The sequence below is a fragment of the Bacillus sp. 9.4 genome (genome assembly GCF_055486415.1).
In genome coordinates this window covers 295,399-312,809 of the sequence record NZ_JBVFMU010000004.1, presented here as the reverse complement: position 1 = coordinate 312,809, position 17,411 = coordinate 295,399, and the positions used below count along the sequence as shown (strand labels likewise).

Below are 17,411 nucleotides of genomic sequence, written 5' to 3'. Positions count from 1 at the left end.
CATATGCCCAACGCTCAATGTTGTTCATGATGTTTTGAAGTTTTTAAAAAGGGAAATTCACCTTATATAGGATACGGGTTGAGAACATGCACAAAGAGGTGAAACACAATGTGGGACATGATAAAGAACTTTTTCTTGTTTAGCAGCGGCGTTCTGCAAGCAACAACCCTTTTACTGGTGATCTTAATTTTTATGTATGTCAGAAAAACGAAAAAGAAAAACAAGGAATCTTCTGGCTTTATGGATGATAAACATTAATTGTGATGGGCATTCTTTTCAAAGAATGTCTTTTCATTTTTCATGTTTCACATGAAACATTAGCGTCATTTTACTTGCGATTTGGACTTATGTTAAAATATAAAAGTAAAATTTAGAGATGATATAAAAACATTCGGTGCAACGTATGTTGCAGCGATGAAAAAGAGCAGTCGTTTATGCTGCTCTTTTCTATTCGTATGTTCAGGATGATACGAGGTGACTAAGTGAAACAAACGAGAGCTTTAATGGAAGGTGCTATTTTAATCAGTCTGTTTGCGATCATCACGCTTCTGGTCGTTTATGTTCCTGTGATTGGAACAATTCTGTTATTTGCACTGCCGCTGCCAATGATCTTGTATACGATCAGACATGGATTGAAGCTAGGGATATGGATGGGCGCTGTCAGTCTTCCGGTTGTTTTTATTGTCGGGTCCTTTAACGGGCTTATTGTAGCTTTTATGTCAGCTTGCGCCGGCATTGCCATGGGACATTTTTTCAAAAGGAAAGAGCCCGGGCACGCCATTATTTCGGGCGCTCTTATTTATATGCTTAGTATTGTCTTCTATTTTGTGATAAGCATTCAGTTTTTGGGTATCAATATCATTGATGAGGCGATGACACAATACCGGCAATCTCTTGATATGGTAGAAACTGTAGCGAAGCAGTCGGGCAATGCTGGACAGTTTGAGAAGCAATTAAAACTGATGGAAGAACAATTGGGTATCGTTCAATATCTTTTTCCAACAGCTATTGTGATGGTAGGAGTTATTTTTTCTTTCCTCAGTTACCTTATCGCTAAGCCGCTCTTAAGGCGATTCTCCCCCGATATTCCTAATCTAAAGCCTTTTAGAGAGTTGAAGTTTCCGCAAAGTGTTGTAGTACTGTATTTGATTATTGTCATGCTTTCATTTTTGCCTTTAGAAAAAGGCCAAATGCTGTACTCTATCGCTTTAAATGGGGAGTTTATACTCGGGTTTCTGATTTTCATCCAAGGTTTATCATTTATCTTTTTCTATTGCCATAAGAAACAATATCCAAAGGCTGCGGCTGTGATTGCTGTCATACTTGGGTTTGTGCATCCGGTCTTCATGGCGGCCATTCGCATTTTAGGCGTTTTAGATATGGGCTTTCATATAAGGAATAAGGTGAAGTGAACATGAGTTTTACTCACATGGTGGGGAGTGATAGAAATGCCAAGCTTTTATGAAAAACCGCTGTTTCGGTATCCCATCTATGCATTGATTGCTCTGTCAATTATTACAATCCTCATCAGCTTTTATTTTAACTGGATATTAGGAACCGTCGAAGTGCTGCTGCTGGCAGTTATTTTGTTTTTTATTAAGCGTGCTGATTCTCTTATTCGACAAGAGATTGATGCTTATATTTCTACGTTGTCCTACAGGTTGAAAAAAGTCGGTGAAGAGGCATTGATGGAAATGCCGATTGGAATCATGCTTTTTAATGACCAATATTATATAGAATGGGCAAATCCGTTTCTTTCCTCTTGCTTTAATGAAAGCACTTTAGTGGGGAGATCACTTTACGATACTTGTGAATCGGTAGTGCCGCTTATCAAACAAGAGGTGGAATCGGAAACGGTTACATTGAATGACCGCAAGTTTAGGGTTGTCATCAAACGGGATGAGCGTCTCTTATATTTCTTTGATGTAACAGAACAAATCCAGATTGAAAAGCTATATGAAAACGAAAGAACTGTCCTGGCATATATTTTCCTTGATAACTATGATGATGTGACACAAGGATTGGATGACCAGACGAGAAGCACGATGAACAGCCAGGTGACATCTTTGCTAAACGCTTGGGCGCAGGAGTACGGGATCTTCTTGAAAAGGACGTCTTCAGAACGCTTTATTGCTGTACTTAATGAACACATCTTAACTGAACTCGAAAATTCGAAGTTTTCGATTCTTGATGAAGTGCGGGAAAAAACCTCATTTGACGGTGTAGCGCTGACGTTAAGCGTCGGTGTCGGGGCTTCAGTCTCTTCCCTGAAAGAACTTGGCGATTTGGCGCAATCCAGCTTGGACTTAGCACTGGGACGCGGCGGAGACCAGGTAGCCATTAAGCTGCCAAACGGCAAGGTGAAGTTTTACGGCGGTAAAACAAACCCAATGGAGAAACGAACAAGGGTGCGGGCCCGCGTGATTTCTCACGCCTTAAAGGAAATCGTCACCGAAAGCAGCAATGTGATTATCATGGGGCATAAATTCCCCGACATGGATTCTATCGGCGCAGCGATTGGGATTTTAAAGGTGGCTCAGGCAAATAACAAAGATGGTTTTATCGTGATTGACCCAAATCAAATCGGATCAAGTGTGCAGCGTTTGATTGGGGAAATCAAAAAATATGAAGAACTGTGGTCAAGATTTATTACGCCTGAAGAAGCAATGGAAATTTCCAATGATGACACACTGCTTGTGATCGTTGATACACATAAGCCGTCACTCGTTATGGAGGAACGGCTGGTCAATAAAATTGAACATATCGTGGTCATCGACCATCACCGCAGAGGTGAGGAGTTTATCAGAGATCCGCTGCTCGTTTATATGGAACCATACGCTTCTTCCACAGCGGAATTGGTGACAGAGCTGCTTGAATATCAGCCGAAGCGCTTAAAAATCAATATGATTGAAGCAACAGCCCTATTAGCTGGTATAATAGTGGATACAAAGAGCTTTTCTCTCCGCACGGGCTCGCGGACTTTTGATGCGGCTTCTTATTTAAGGGCAAAAGGCGCCGACACGGTGCTGGTGCAGAAGTTCCTGAAAGAAACCGTTGATTCCTATATTAAACGGGCGAAGCTGATCCAGCATACGGTCCTCTATAAAGATAACATTGCGATTGCTTCTCTTCCTGAAAATGAAGAGGAATACTTCGATCAAGTGCTGATTGCGCAGGCTGCTGATTCACTGCTGTCGATGAGTGAGGTTGAGGCTTCATTTGCGGTGGCGAGACGGGATGAACAAACGGTTTGTATCAGTGCGCGGTCGCTTGGCGAGGTAAATGTTCAGATCATCATGGAGGCCCTGGAAGGCGGAGGGCATTTAACAAATGCGGCGACTCAGTTGTCCGGCATTTCAGTTTCTGAAGCGCTGGAACGGCTGAAGCACGCCATAGATGAGTATTTTGAGGGAGGCGTACAGAGATGAAGGTTATTTTCTTACAAGATGTAAAAGGAAAAGGAAAAAAAGGCGAAGTCAAAAACGTAGCAGACGGTTATGCGCATAACTTTCTAATTAAAAAAGGCCTCGCGGTTGAAGCGAACGCTTCAAACATCAGCGCGCTAAACGGACAAAAGCAGAAAGAGAAAAAAGAAGCCATTGCTGAGCTTGAGCAGGCTAAGAGCTTGAAAGAGACATTAGAAAAACTGACTGTTGAGCTTAGCGCAAAATCAGGTGAGGGCGGCCGTTTATTTGGTTCAGTGACAAGCAAGCAAATTACTGAACAGCTCCAAAAAGACCATAACATTAAAGTAGATAAGCGGAAGCTTGAACTGCCGGACGGCATTCGTGCATTAGGATATACGAACGTGCCTGTGAAGCTGCATCCTGAAGTGCAGGCTGTGTTAAAGGTACATGTAAAAGAAGAAGCTTAATAGAAAAGAGGCTTGGATTCATCCAAGCCTCTTTTTTTATTCCACGAGATAAAGAGTTTGCTGGCTTTCTCCGCCAGGTCCTCCTCGCATTCCCTGCACGCTGTTTGTGCTGCTAGAGGAACCGCTGTACTCGTCAGATGTTATTTCTTTTCCGTTTTTCTTAATCCAGGAAACAAGTTCGCTGTTGCCTGAGTTGTTTTCTGACAGAAGGAAGTATTTCACTTTGCCTTCTTTGATCAGTTTTTTCAGTTCCGACACAGTCAGAATGGGATCCGTGCCGTTAAATCCGCCCATTGCCATAACAGATTCATTTTCGTAAATGATGTATGGCGCAGCTGTTACGGTTGTCAAAGTAGCAAATAAATATTCTTCGCCGGTATTGTGTTTTCTCAGATAGGACAGGAGCCCGCTGTCGACCTCTGAAGAGAACATGTTCCCGCCGTTTGCTGAGCCTTTGAGCTGCGGGCCGGATTCAGGAAGGACGCTGTTGCCTCCGTATAGAAGCGGCGTTGCTGACCAGTAAACAGGTGTGAGAAGCAGAACGCACAAGCTGATGATGGTCAGCTGCTTACTGAACGTACGGCTGCGTTTAAGCATCAGAAGTGCAAGGGTGATACCGAGTCCTACGAGTCCCAGGACATACATCCACACACTGCCGATTTGGCTTGTATAAGCACTCAGAATATACACCTGGAACGCGGCTGTGATCAGAACGGCTGCCGGCAGAAGATAGCTGGACCAGTCTTTATTATTTTTGTATAAGCGGTGCATCGTATACCATCCGATACCAGAAAGGGCGGCAATCGGCGGTGCCAGCATAATCAAATAATACTGGTGGAAGAATCCTGCGATGCTGAAGAAACCAGCCACGGGAACAAGCCAAGTCGCCCAGAATAGCGTTTCTTTCATTTTAGCAGCATGTCCGCGGCGATCACGGTACCAGCTGACGATTGCGCCCAGTAATCCGATCAATGAGAATGGAAGCATCCAGCTGATTTGGCCGGAAAGTGCTGATTGGAAGAGACGAAGCGGTCCAGGATCACCGGTGCCGAACATATTCACGCTTTTTCCGCCTCCACCGCCAGGCCCTCCATTTCCAGGTCCGTTGCCACCTGTGGGAGGTGTACCTCCGCCTCCATTGAGAGCGCCGGTTTGTCCGTTAGGCGGCTGAGGCGCATGTGAATGGTTTCCGAATGATTGATTTCCGTTCTGAGAAAAAGATGAACCGTTGCCATTTGGCGCTTGCATGTTGTCTTGATTTTGCATGTTCCCTCCGCCAGCAGCATTCATATCACCCTTTGCAAGGCCCGTAGTTTGCCCAAGCAGACGCTCTGTGCCGTTGTAGCCAAAGGCCAGTTCTAGCACTGAGTTGGTCTGGCTGCTTCCTACATAAGGCCGGCTTGAGGAAGAGGCTGAATCCACTGCAATTGCCCATGAGAGTGAAAGGCCTGTCAGAAGGACAAGAGACAGAAGCAGGGACCCGATTTTTTTCTTCAGAGAAACCCGAGATGCAACCAGGTAGAATAACACAAATGCAGGCAATACCATAAACGCTTGCATCATCTTCATATTAAAGGCGAGCCCAATCAGGGCAAATGCCGTCAGCAGCCAAACCAGCTTGCCTTGTTTTACTGCCCGAAACAGGTAAGCTGAACCGAGCAATATGGTAAAAACGAGCATGCTGTCGATATTGTTTGTCCGGCTGACAGCTACTGCGATAGGAGTCAGTGCCATGACAAGTGCGGAAATGCGGGCCGCTCCAATTCCAAAAGTCGGCTTAATCATTCTGTAGAGGAGGAATACAGAACCAACTCCGGCAAGAGCCTGGGGAATGATGACACTCCACGTGTGAACACCGAAAATCAGTGCAAAAATCGTTTGAATCCATAACACGACAGGAGGCTTATCTACTGTCACAAATCCAGAAGGGTCAAATGACGCATAAAAGAAATTATGGAAGCTTTGCGTCATGCTTTTTACAGCCGCCAAATAGTACTGGTTTGCTGTATCATCCTGCCAAATGTGATACGTATTCAAAAAAGCTGCTGCCAGCAAAATAAGAATAAGGGCTGCGTCGAATCGTTTGGTTTTCATCGTTTTTCACCTCTTTATGGTGTCTCATTGTAAAAAACAAATATGAAAAACTTATGAATAAACCATAAATATTCAAAGAAAAAAGCGGAGATATCTTCCCCGCTTTATGCTGAATTTCTTTGTTTTTCTGACTGGAAAATGTATCGATCTCGTCCGGCTCCCTGTCCGGCTGCTCCCATTACGATCAGGGCAGCAATGAGAAGCACAATCGGCATCGTCCAAGAATGCGTCTGGTCAAAGAGATAGCCGACAAAGATTGGCCCGACTGCTGCCAGCAGGTAGCCGAATGACTGAGACATGCCTGACAGCGCAGCGGCCTGTTGGGCATTTTCACTGCGGAGACCAATCAAAGTGAGCGCCAGACTAATGCTGGAGCCTTGTCCGATACCGATAATGATCATCCAGATGGCAAGCAATGTATGGCTTCCGCCCGCTAATAATCCGCAAAGGCCGATCAGATAAACTGAGGCCAGCGCCGCAACGATACCGCGCTGCTGTTTCACACGGTCAGCTAAAACTGGTGTCAGAAAAGTGGAAGGCAGACTCGCAAATTGCATGAGTGATACCATCCATCCGGCTGTTGCCGTATCAATCCCGTGTGAACGGAGAATTTCAGGAAACCAAGCGATGCTGCTGTAAAATAAAAACGATTGCAGGCCCATAAAGATGGTGACATACCATGCCATTTTGGAAGCCCAAATGGAGCTGGATTGCAGCTTCATTGTCTGGTTTGCCGTATCTCGATGGCGCAGCTGAGGTATCCAGATTAGCAATGCAAGTAAAGCCAGCCCGCCCCATAAGAGAAAGGCCTGTTTCCATCCGCCATCCATCTGGGTCGCTAAAGGAACGCTGACACCCGATGCTAAAGCTGCGAATATATTCATTGATGTCGTATACAGGCTGATCATGATACCTGGCTTTTCAGGGTATTTATGTTTGATTAAGCTTGGCAAAAGTACGTTACCAATCGCAATCCCGACGCCGATAAGTGCCGTTCCGAAAAACAAAGCGGCAGTATAGCCGGTAGAACGAGTCAAAACACCGATCAGCAGTATCACGAGACCTAGCCATAAAGTTCGCTCATTTCCGAGGCGCTGTCCAAGCTTAGGTGCAAGCGGAGAAAGAACTGCAAACGAAAGCAGCGGCAGTGCGGTCAAAAAACCGGCTGCCCCATTGGACATGTGCAGCTCTGCCCGGATAGAGCTGATGACCGGACCGACTGAAGTGATCGCGGGCCGTAAGTTAAAGGCGATAAAGATAATGCCGGTGATCAGCCAAAATGATTGGATTTTTTTATTATGTGGATGTGGCAAAGCAGTTACTCCTCTTTTCTAACATATACATGATATTATCCCGAAACAGGTAAGCAAGTATGTGAATGAACGCTATGATTTGTCCTCTTTTTGCAGTTCAGCCATTTTGGCAAGCAGAATATGCTGAGGCATATGCATGATCTGTTCAAGCGGCAGATTCAAGGACTCTGCAAGCTTTTGTGCAGTTTCAGCAGAAATTTGCAAAGGTCTCACAAAAGATCCCTCCTCTCTTCTGTCCATTGTACAAGAATCAGATGTGAAATGTAAGAAGATGTCACAAAGGAATAGAGCAATCGGAAAATGACCGTTATAAAAGAGGTAAGGAGGGTTCTTATGCACGCACCGTTATCCTTATTAAAACAAATGCTGAAGGAACACCAAATAGACACTGAAAAAGCTGTCACTTTCGAAGAATATATAGCAATGAGGCTAAAGCTTCAGGAGCTGATGGGGAAATTTGCTTCGATCGGGGAGTGGGATCTGTATCAAAAAGCGGCAGATTTGATGATGCACATAGGCATCCAATGGATGAAATAAACCGATAACCGCTAAAAAACCCTCGCTGCAGCGAAGGCTTTTATTCATTAAAATGAGTGTTCTTCTTCCACATTTTTAAACTGGTCATAAATTACAAGCTTAGACGGACTGTTTTCCTTAGCCACCTGTTTGGCTTTTTCAATAGCGGCGTCTTTAGACGTATACAAAGCTGTCGGCGCTACATTCTCCACCTCAATAAACCAGCCGTCCGCATCAACATTAGGTGTAATCGCATATTTCTTTATCATCTTTCATTCCTCCCTCATGTTTTATTGCATTTTTCCCGCCTTGTTACTGTCCGAAACGATCCAATCTGCTAACTGAAAAAAACAGGAAACAGACAATTTTTCTATTTTTTTTCTGTAGAAATGGTAGAATGGAGGTTGGAGATTTTTTAATGAGAGGACGGTGCTTAGCATGACAGACCTTCTGAATGACCGGCTTCCTCCGCAAAATATAGAAGCCGAACAAGCCGTGTTAGGCGCTATTTTTTTACAGCCGTCTGCTTTAACACTGGCTTCAGAAGTATTGATTCCAGATGATTTCTATAGAATGTCCCACCAAAAAATCTATAATGCGATGCTGGTGCTCGGTGACCGAGGTGAACCGGTTGATCTGGTGACAGTAACATCAGAGCTTGCGAACACAGACCTGCTGGAAGAAGTAGGCGGCATTTCATATTTGACAGATATTGCTAACTCGGTGCCGACAGCGGCTAACATAGAATATTACGCGAAAATCGTTGAGGAAAAATCGATTCTTCGCCGATTAATCAGAACTGCGACAACGATTGCTCAAGACGGGTATACCCGTGAGGATGAGGTCGAGGATTTACTAAGTGAAGCGGAAAAAACGATTATGGAAGTGGCACAGCGCAAAAACACGAGTGCCTTCCAAAATATTAAGGACGTCCTTGTCCAGACCTATGATAATATCGAACAGCTTCACAATCGAAAAGGTGATATCACGGGGATTCCAACAGGGTTTACGGAGCTTGACCGGATGACTGCGGGTTTCCAGCGCAACGACTTGATCATTGTGGCTGCCCGTCCTTCAGTAGGGAAAACAGCCTTTGCCCTGAACATCGCACAAAACGTGGCGACAAAGACCGATGAGAGCGTAGCAATTTTCAGTCTTGAGATGGGTGCAGAGCAGCTCGTTATGCGTATGCTCTGTGCCGAGGGAAATATCAATGCCCAGAATCTCCGTACAGGTAACCTGACCGAAGAGGATTGGGGCAAGCTGACGATGGCAATGGGAAGCCTATCGAACAGCGGGATTTACATCGACGATACACCGGGTATTCGAGTGAGTGAAATCCGCGCCAAGTGCCGCCGCTTGAAGCAGGAAAGCGGGCTGGGCATGATTTTGATCGATTACCTGCAATTGATTCAGGGAAGCGGTCGTTCAAAGGACAACCGTCAGCAGGAAGTATCTGAAATTTCCCGTGAACTGAAGTCGATTGCGAGGGAGCTGCAAGTCCCTGTTATCGCGCTTTCTCAGCTTTCCAGGGGTGTTGAGCAGCGTCAGGATAAACGTCCGATGATGTCTGATATCCGGGAATCAGGAAGTATCGAGCAGGACGCGGATATTGTCGCGTTCCTTTATCGTGATGACTACTATGACAAAGAAACCGAGAATAAAAATATTATCGAAATTATTATCGCCAAACAGCGTAACGGCCCGGTAGGAACCGTGTCTCTTGCGTTCGTAAAAGAATACAACAAATTCGTCAACCTGGAACGGCGTTTTGATGACGCAGGCGTTCCGCCCGGCGCATAAGCCCCAAGAGCTGCTCTTGGGGTTTTTTTCATTCGAAAGATGGAAGAAATACCGTTCGCTCAGCGGATGAAAATTTGAAAGCGTTTTAATAAAATGGTGCAAAAAGGAGATGGTAACAATATGGGAAAACGTTTTTCGTCTTTTCACGCAGCACAAATCCGAATTGCGCGTCCTACGGGCCAGCTTGATGAGATTATTCGTTTTTACGAAGAGGGACTGTGTTTGAAACGAATAGGAGAATTTTCACAGCATAACGGGTATGACGGTGTCATGTTCGGCCTTCCTCATGCCGATTATCATTTGGAATTCACCCAGTATGAAGGTGGAAGCACTGCCCCCGTTCCCCATCCCGACAGCCTTCTTGTTTTTTATGTGCCGAATGCAGATGAACTGGCAGCGATCACTTCAAAGCTAAAGCACATGGGCTATCAAGAGGTCGAATCAGAGAACCCGTACTGGAGCAATGGGGGAGTGACGATAGAGGACCCGGACGGCTGGCGGGTCGTTTTTATGAATTCAAAAGGGATATCAGGCAAGTGATTCTTTCTTGTGCTAAAGGATGAAAGTTCCGCAAGCTTTTTATGACAAAACAGTGAGAAAACGCTTATAAAACGAATGGAAGCGAACGAATATAGATTTACAATAATTTAATGTTCGGATTTACAATTGACTTTCTGTTTCTTCACTGATAAACTTGATTTGTTTGAATAGAATCGTTTTGAAAGGTTAACGGAGGTGCACGGACATGTCTTCAGTAGTTGTAGTAGGTACGCAATGGGGCGATGAAGGAAAAGGTAAAATTACAGATTTCCTATCAGAAAATGCAGAAGTGATCGCCCGTTATCAAGGCGGAAATAACGCAGGGCATACAATCAAGTTTGACGGAATCACATATAAGCTTCACTTAATCCCGTCTGGAATTTTCTATAAGGATAAAACGTGTGTAATCGGAAACGGAATGGTTGTAGATCCGAAAGCATTAGTCACAGAGCTTGCGTATCTTCATGAGCGCAACGTCAGTACAGATAACCTGAGAATCAGCAACAGAGCTCACGTCATTCTGCCGTATCATTTGAAATTGGATGAAGTGGAAGAAGAGCGTAAAGGGGCTAACAAGATCGGCACAACGAAAAAAGGAATCGGCCCTGCTTACATGGATAAAGCAGCCCGAATCGGAATTCGCATCGCGGATCTGTTAGACCGTGACGCGTTTGCGGAAAAGCTTGAGCGCAATCTTGAAGAAAAAAACCGTCTTCTCGAGAAAATGTACGAGACAGAAGGGTTTAAACTTGAGGATATCTTAGACGAATATTATGAGTACGGCCAGCAGATTAAAAAATATGTTTGCGATACATCTGTTGTCTTAAACGATGCTCTTGATGAAGGGCGCCGTGTATTATTTGAAGGCGCACAAGGGGTTATGCTCGATATCGACCAAGGAACATACCCGTTTGTTACGTCATCTAACCCGGTTGCCGGCGGTGTCACGATCGGTTCTGGTGTCGGCCCGACCAAAATCAAGCACGTTGTCGGTGTATCAAAAGCATATACGACTCGTGTCGGCGACGGTCCTTTCCCGACTGAGCTGAAAGATGAAATCGGCGATCAAATCCGTGAAGTCGGACGCGAATATGGAACAACAACAGGCCGCCCGCGCCGTGTCGGCTGGTTTGACAGCGTTGTTGTCCGCCACGCCCGCCGTGTGAGCGGAATTACAGATCTTTCTCTGAACTCAATTGACGTCCTAACAGGAATTGAAACGTTGAAAATCTGTGTGGCATACCGCTACAAAGGCGAAATCATTGAAGAATTCCCAGCAAGTCTTAAGGCACTTGCTGAATGTGAGCCGGTATATGAAGAAATGCCAGGCTGGACTGAGGATATTACAGGTGCGAAGAGCTTGAGCGAGCTTCCGGAAAATGCGCGCCATTATCTTGAGCGTGTGTCTCAGCTGACAGGCATTCCGCTTTCTATTTTCTCTGTCGGTCCAGACCGCTCACAAACAAATGTCCTTCGCAGTGTGTACCGTGCGAACTAAATAGAATATGTCTGCAAGCCCCTATATCAGGGGCTTGTTTTTTGTTTGAAAGCCGCATATAAGTTGGTCTGAGAAAAAAATATGAAAAAAAACCAAAAAAGTTATTGCCACTTCTATTTGTTCGTGATATTATAAATCTCGTTGTTACGGAAACTGCTTCAATAGAGTACAAGATGAGAACTAGATTTAAGTCGTTTGCTCTATAGAAATTCCGACATCTTTAAGAGCCATTAGCTCAGTTGGTAGAGCATCTGACTTTTAATCAGAGGGTCGAAGGTTCGAGTCCTTCATGGCTCACCATTTCGTGAAGGCCCGTTGGTCAAGCGGTTAAGACACCGCCCTTTCACGGCGGTAACACGGGTTCGAATCCCGTACGGGTCATTGATTTACTTTAGCGTTATTGCTAAATTCCTTATTTGTCTGTGAGAGCTGACACGACAGCTCTCCGGGCAATTACTGTAAGGTCCGGTAGTTCAGTTGGTTAGAATGCCTGCCTGTCACGCAGGAGGTCGCGGGTTCGAGTCCCGTCCGGACCGCCATTTTACTTTACTTAGTAGAGAAAAATAAAACATTTGGCTCGGTAGCTCAGTTGGTAGAGCAACGGACTGAAAATCCGTGTGTCGGCGGTTCGATTCCGTCCCGAGCCACTTACCAAACGCATCTGCAATCGTAGGTGCGTTTTTTCTTTTAGGAAAAAGGCAAACATGAGGAGTGTTATAATAGAAGAAAAAGGGAGAACCGGCCCTGCGGCCGGTTCAAAGAAGAAGACGTCATTGATAAAGACGCACTCCGGTGAGGGGAGGTTTCAATAAAGTTATCTTTTTTAAAAAAAGTTGACCAGCATGACAATAGATAAACAACTGGCGATAAAGGTGAAACATGTGTTTTTTTTCTAAACCTTTATTTTTTTTATCTTTTGACCTTAAACCGTTATAATAGACAAGGACCCATTCTTTACATGGGCCATAAGTGATGAAACGAATGTTATATAGATGAAATGAAGTCATTCGGCAGGAGGAAAATCAAAATGATGGATAAAAAGATCCTTGTAGTAGATGATGAAAAACCGATTGCAGATATATTGGAATTTAACTTAAGAAAAGAAGGCTATGAAGTGCACTGTGCCCACGACGGAAACGAAGCCGTTGAAATGGTAGAAGAGCTTCAGCCTGATTTAATTCTTTTAGATATTATGCTCCCGAATAAAGACGGCGTTGAAGTATGCCGTGAAGTCAGAAAGAAATACGATATGCCAATCATTATGCTGACGGCTAAGGATTCAGAAATTGACAAGGTTATCGGGCTTGAAATCGGTGCTGATGATTATGTCACAAAACCATTCAGCACACGCGAGCTCTTGGCGCGTGTAAAAGCGAACCTGCGCCGCCAGCTGACAACAGCGCCTGCGGAGGAAGAGCCTTCCTCTAACGAGATTCATATCGGCTCTCTCGTCATCTTCCCTGACGCGTACGTTGTATCAAAACGAGACGAAACAATCGAATTGACTCATCGTGAGTTCGAATTGCTTCATTATTTAGCAAAACATATCGGACAAGTGATGACCCGTGAACATTTGCTTCAAACCGTTTGGGGCTATGATTACTTCGGCGATGTCAGAACGGTTGACGTAACAGTCCGCCGGCTTCGTGAAAAAATCGAGGACAACCCGAGCCATCCAAATTGGATCGTCACACGCCGCGGTGTAGGTTATTACTTGAGAAACCCAGAACAGGACTAATGCCCATATGAATAAGGTTGGTTTTTTTCGGTCGATCCAATTTAAGATTACCTTGATTTATGTGCTTTTGATTATCATTGCCATGCAAATCATTGGTGTGTATTTTGTCAATCAGGTAGAGAAGTCGCTGATCAGCTCTTATGAACAATCGCTGAATCAGCGAATCGACAACCTTTCTTATTATATCGAACAAGAATATAAGAGCGATAACGACAGTACCGTCATAAAGGATGACGTCAGCCGTATTTTGAATGACTTCACGAAAAGTGATGAGGTTCGGGAAATTAGCTTTGTAGATAAAAGCTATGAAGTGGTCGGTTCTTCAAAGCCGTACGGTGAGGAAGTGGCTGGGAAACAAACGACCGATCTGATTTTCAAAAGAATTTTTTCTACCAAACAGTCGTATTTAAGAAAATATTATGACCCGAAAAGCAAAATCAGAGTTCTTATTTCCGCGAAGCCCGTCATGACTGAAAACCAAGAGGTTGTGGGCGCGATCTATGTTGTCGCGAGTATGGAAGATGTCTTTAATCAAATGAAGACGATCAACACGATACTGGCGTCCGGCACAGGTTTGGCACTTGTTTTGACGGCTCTTCTCGGTATTTTTCTGGCAAGAACCATTACCCACCCGCTTTCAGATATGCGAAAGCAGGCGATGGAGCTTGCGAAAGGGAATTTCTCGAGGAAGGTTAAAAAGTACGGGCATGATGAAATTGGGCAGCTGGCCACAACGTTTAACCACTTAACGAGAGAGCTTGAAGATGCCCAGGCGATGACTGAAGGAGAACGCAGAAAGCTAGCCTCTGTCATTGCCTATATGACAGACGGCGTAATCGCCACAAACCGAAACGGAGCGATTATTCTCTTAAACAGCCCGGCGCTGGAGCTGTTGAACGTTTCACGTGAAACAGCCTTAGAAATGCCGATTACGAGTTTGCTCGGGCTTCAAGAGAATTATACTTTTGAAGATTTAGTGGAGCAGCAGGATTCTATGCTGCTTGAAATTGAGCGCGATGATGAATTAACGGTGCTTCGCGTGAATTTCTCTGTGATTCAAAGGGAACATGGCAAAATTGATGGTTTAATCGCTGTCATTTACGATGTAACCGAACAAGAGAAAATGGATCAGGAACGCAGAGAATTCGTTGCGAATGTATCACATGAGCTGCGGACGCCGCTTACGACAATGCGCAGCTATTTAGAAGCGTTAGCTGAAGGCGCGTGGGAAAATAAAGACATTGCTCCGCGCTTCTTAATGGTGACGCAAAATGAAACAGAGCGTATGATCCGGCTTGTCAATGATCTGCTTCAGCTGTCGAAATTTGACAGTAAAGATTATCAATTTAACCGGGAATGGATTCAGATTGTCCGGTTTATGTCACTTATTATTGACCGTTTTGAAATGACAAAAGAGCAGCATGTGGAGTTTATCCGCAATCTGCCGGACAGAGATCTGTATGTCGAGATTGACCAGGATAAAATAACGCAGGTGCTCGATAATATTATTTCTAACGCTTTAAAATATTCACCGGAAGGCGGACATGTCACGTTCTCGATTGATGTCAATGAAGAGGAAGAACTTCTCTATATCAGCGTGAAGGATGAAGGGATCGGCATTCCGAAAAAAGATGTCGAAAAAGTCTTTGACCGCTTCTATAGGGTGGATAAAGCGAGAACGAGAAAGCTTGGCGGCACCGGTCTGGGATTGGCGATTGCCAAGGAAATGGTACAGGCGCACGGCGGAGATATTTGGGCGGACAGCATAGAAGGAAAAGGCACGACGATTACATTTACTCTTCCATATAAAGAGGAACAAGAGGATGATTGGGATGAAGCGTGAAAATATAAAAACGATATTACTTACGGTACTCGTCGTCATCAGTCTTGTTTTTACATGGGGGATATGGACGTTCCAGCCAAACTTTTCTGAAGGCTCATCCTCAACAGAGTCTACTGTTCGTGTGAAACATAAAATCGAAAAAACCACCCAAAAGCTGTCTGAAACGGTAAGGCCAAGGGACATGTTTATCCATGATGACGGCGCTCATTACAAAGTGGATGACAATGCCCTCTATGAAGAAATTTGGTCTGACTTGCCGCATTGGGATGTGAAAGGAATTAAAGATATTTCGGATCAGTATGACAAGGCTGGATTCAAAAGTTGGTTTTATGGAATAGGCGGTTCTGAAGCCAAGCTTGACTTGCAATTCAGCGATACGATTCCGATTGATATTTTCCAAACGCTGTTTAAGTGGTCTAATCAGTCGTTTGAATACAGTTCGTTTGATCATATTCTGATCCCGTTCAATGAAACAAAAGCGAACAAGAAAATCTATTTGGTGTCATACAGCAAGCAGCTCATTCTTGAAGTGACGGTTGAGTCGGCAAACTACCGGAACATTATGAACGACTTGAAAAACAGGCAATCAAATATGCCGGCGTTCAGTTTGTTCTCCATTGGCTCAAAGAAAGAGTTCTTGCTGCCGAACAAACCGCTTACGATGGACAAAAAAGAATTTGTCACAGAATCGATTAAAACAAATACCTTTAAGCAGGCTTTGTTTAGTGATCCGAGCATTGTAAGAGAAGATTCGAATTACAACAACAGAAATGTGCTGACAGATGGGATCAGCCGTTTAGATGTGAATCTAAGCCAGCGACAGGTGCAATTCCAGCAGCGCAATTTGGTGCAGAGCACATCCTATCAAACAGGTGAGTTAATCAAAAAGAGCCAAAAATACCTTGAGGATACCGGAAGCTGGACGGATCACTATCAATTTTTCAATATCAATGACAGCCAGCAGCTGAGCTTCTATATCTTTATGGATCAGATCCCGGTCATTAACAGCACCGCCAAACCTTTCGGAGCGACATCGGCGATTACGGTGCAATGGGCGAATGATGATATTCTCAGCTATAAGCGGCCGAATTACAGTCTCGGAACGAATCCGATTAAAACAAGTGAAACAGAGCTCATGAGCGGCAGCGAAGTGAAGATGCTGCTTTCGAAACAAACCGCTTATGATACGGACAAAATTGATCAGATCTTCCTTGCTTATCAATTGGTATCAACATCAACCAACGATGATCCTCTCGTTGAACTGGAACCGGTTTGGGCGATGAAAGTAAATGGAAAAATTGTGCCGATTACAAAGGACTTATTGAGGAAGGAGGGGGCTAACAGTGGAGTGGAATAAGACAAAATCAATCTTCATCGTTGCCTTCCTCATTTTAGATATTTTCTTAGGCTATCAGTTTTTTCAAAAATGGCAGGCTACCGGCAAAGAATATGAAGTCATTAAAAATGATGTCGAGCATGACATGAAGGCCGATCATATTACGTATGAAGGCTTGAATAAGGAAGCGACAGAAGGCTATCGGATCACGGCAAATCAAAAGTCTTTCTCCAAGGAGGAAATTGAGGCGCTGAAGGATCAAAAGCCTTTGATGGACATGCCTAGTGATGATCATAAAGTAACGAGCCTGAAAATGAAGTTTGCAAATCCAATCGCCCTATCAAAGAAGGATATCGAGGACGATGCTCAGGCACTTGTTTCTTCGAAAATTCAAGATGGCGAAAAATATAAGCTTTGGAAGGTTGATAAATCGAAGAAAGAAATTATTTTCTTCCAAACGTACGAAGGCCATTATATTTACCAAAAGACCGACAACCCCTCTAATATGATCGGGCAAGTGGTGCTGCACTTAAACGGTAAAAACGAGGTTGTGTCATACGACCAGACTACGCTTGAGACCTTCAAGCAAATCCAGAAAGAAAGCTTAATTACTGAAATGGATGCGGTTGAGCTATTGTACTATCAAAATCAATTAAAAGAATACAGCACTGTGAAGAGCTGTAAATTCGGCTATGTAGCACAATATCCGCTGACAAGTACGCAGGTGCTGGCGCCGGTATGGAGAATTACGGTCGAGTACGAGAAAAAAGTGAACGGTGAGAAAAAGACAGTACAAGAGTATTTTACTGTGAATGCTTTGGAGAGTACGATTTTAGATACAGATCAATGAAAATAA

The 17,411-nt window shown here is 44.3% G+C and carries 16 protein-coding genes and 4 tRNA genes; 16 read left to right on the top strand and 4 right to left on the bottom strand.

Translation table 11 applies throughout. The features are described 5' to 3' along the window. The first annotated feature begins 108 nt into the window (after window positions 1–108). The 4 genes from ACZ07B_RS17385 (at window position 109) to rplI (ending at window position 3,874) form a co-directional block, all read left to right on the top strand. Window positions 109–258, top strand: a complete 150-nt coding sequence (locus ACZ07B_RS17385) for a hypothetical protein (protein WP_003226909.1) — start codon at window positions 109–111, stop codon at window positions 256–258. Window positions 259–482: 224 nt separating this feature from the next. Further along, window positions 483–1,412 (top strand): YybS family protein, encoded by a 930-nt coding sequence (locus ACZ07B_RS17380; protein ID WP_003226911.1) that lies wholly within the window; start codon window positions 483–485, stop codon window positions 1,410–1,412. A gap of 36 nt (window positions 1,413–1,448) precedes the next feature. Further along, entirely contained in the window at window positions 1,449–3,428 is a 1,980-nt protein-coding gene (gene gdpP / locus ACZ07B_RS17375; RefSeq protein ID WP_003242517.1) for a cyclic-di-AMP phosphodiesterase GdpP, read from the top strand. Further along, the gene (rplI, locus tag ACZ07B_RS17370) at window positions 3,425–3,874 is read left to right on the top strand and encodes a 50S ribosomal protein L9 (protein WP_003226915.1); all 450 of its coding nucleotides are present in this window, start codon (window positions 3,425–3,427) and stop codon (window positions 3,872–3,874) included. The genes gdpP and rplI overlap by 4 nt, the downstream gene beginning before the upstream one ends. Before the next feature lie 36 nt (window positions 3,875–3,910). Here the strand turns inward: rplI and ACZ07B_RS17365 are convergent, their stop codons facing one another. The 3 genes from ACZ07B_RS17365 to ACZ07B_RS17355 all read right to left on the bottom strand — a co-directional run bounded on the left by ACZ07B_RS17365 (window position 3,911) and on the right by ACZ07B_RS17355 (window position 7,494). Beyond that, the gene (locus ACZ07B_RS17365) at window positions 3,911–5,968 is read right to left on the bottom strand and encodes a glycosyltransferase family 39 protein (protein ID WP_464877480.1); all 2,058 of its coding nucleotides are present in this window, start codon (window positions 5,966–5,968) and stop codon (window positions 3,911–3,913) included. Between the two features lie 104 nt (window positions 5,969–6,072). Next, window positions 6,073–7,281 carry a CynX/NimT family MFS transporter gene (locus ACZ07B_RS17360; protein ID WP_024572082.1) on the bottom strand — a complete coding sequence of 403 codons (1,209 nt, stop codon included), beginning with the start codon at window positions 7,279–7,281 and terminating at the stop codon, window positions 6,073–6,075. Window positions 7,282–7,353: 72 nt separating this feature from the next. Beyond that, a complete protein-coding gene (locus tag ACZ07B_RS17355; RefSeq protein ID WP_003242786.1) occupies window positions 7,354–7,494 on the bottom strand; it encodes a YycC family protein in 141 nt (46 codons plus the stop codon). Between the two features lie 120 nt (window positions 7,495–7,614). Between ACZ07B_RS17355 and ACZ07B_RS17350 the strand changes: the two genes are divergently transcribed. Continuing rightward, complete coding sequence (locus ACZ07B_RS17350) at window positions 7,615–7,818, top strand: hypothetical protein (RefSeq protein WP_003244312.1); 204 nt, start codon at window positions 7,615–7,617, stop codon at window positions 7,816–7,818. A gap of 47 nt (window positions 7,819–7,865) precedes the next feature. Here ACZ07B_RS17350 and ACZ07B_RS17345 read toward each other — a convergent pair whose 3' ends face one another. Then, window positions 7,866–8,066: a DUF2188 domain-containing protein gene (locus tag ACZ07B_RS17345; protein ID WP_003226922.1), complete on the bottom strand. Its 201-nt coding sequence runs from the start codon at window positions 8,064–8,066 to the stop codon at window positions 7,866–7,868. A 169-nt stretch (window positions 8,067–8,235) separates the two neighbouring features. Here ACZ07B_RS17345 and dnaB point away from each other — a divergent pair, with 169 nt between their 5' ends. From dnaB to walI, 11 genes are all read left to right on the top strand, one after another. Further along, complete coding sequence (gene dnaB / locus ACZ07B_RS17340) at window positions 8,236–9,600, top strand: replicative DNA helicase (protein ID WP_003226923.1); 1,365 nt, start codon at window positions 8,236–8,238, stop codon at window positions 9,598–9,600. Window positions 9,601–9,720: 120 nt separating this feature from the next. Beyond that, a complete protein-coding gene (locus tag ACZ07B_RS17335) occupies window positions 9,721–10,140 on the top strand; it encodes a VOC family protein (RefSeq protein ID WP_024572954.1) in 420 nt (139 codons plus the stop codon). Window positions 10,141–10,345: 205 nt separating this feature from the next. Then, window positions 10,346–11,638, top strand: coding sequence for an adenylosuccinate synthase (gene purA, locus ACZ07B_RS17330; protein WP_003226929.1), 1,293 nt, complete (start codon window positions 10,346–10,348; stop codon window positions 11,636–11,638). A 224-nt stretch (window positions 11,639–11,862) separates the two neighbouring features. Further along, window positions 11,863–11,938 (top strand) — tRNA-Lys (locus ACZ07B_RS17325). A gap of 9 nt (window positions 11,939–11,947) precedes the next feature. Beyond that, window positions 11,948–12,019 (top strand) — tRNA-Glu (locus ACZ07B_RS17320). Between the two features lie 81 nt (window positions 12,020–12,100). Beyond that, a tRNA-Asp gene (locus ACZ07B_RS17315) sits at window positions 12,101–12,177 on the top strand. A 35-nt stretch (window positions 12,178–12,212) separates the two neighbouring features. Next, window positions 12,213–12,285, top strand: a tRNA-Phe gene (locus tag ACZ07B_RS17310). Between the two features lie 383 nt (window positions 12,286–12,668). After that, on the top strand, window positions 12,669–13,376 hold the full coding sequence (walR, locus tag ACZ07B_RS17305) for a cell wall metabolism DNA-binding response regulator WalR (protein ID WP_003244363.1): 708 nt from the start codon (window positions 12,669–12,671) through the stop codon (window positions 13,374–13,376). A 7-nt stretch (window positions 13,377–13,383) separates the two neighbouring features. Then, window positions 13,384–15,219: a cell wall metabolism sensor histidine kinase WalK gene (walK, locus tag ACZ07B_RS17300; RefSeq protein ID WP_009968432.1), complete on the top strand. Its 1,836-nt coding sequence runs from the start codon at window positions 13,384–13,386 to the stop codon at window positions 15,217–15,219. Then, window positions 15,209–16,576: a WalRK two-component regulatory system regulator WalH gene (gene walH / locus ACZ07B_RS17295; RefSeq protein WP_003226936.1), complete on the top strand. Its 1,368-nt coding sequence runs from the start codon at window positions 15,209–15,211 to the stop codon at window positions 16,574–16,576. Before walK ends, walH begins: the two co-directional genes overlap by 11 nt. Beyond that, the gene (walI, locus tag ACZ07B_RS17290) at window positions 16,563–17,405 is read left to right on the top strand and encodes a WalRK two-component regulatory system regulator WalI (RefSeq protein ID WP_003244037.1); all 843 of its coding nucleotides are present in this window, start codon (window positions 16,563–16,565) and stop codon (window positions 17,403–17,405) included. Before walH ends, walI begins: the two co-directional genes overlap by 14 nt. Window positions 17,406–17,411 lie beyond the last annotated feature (6 nt).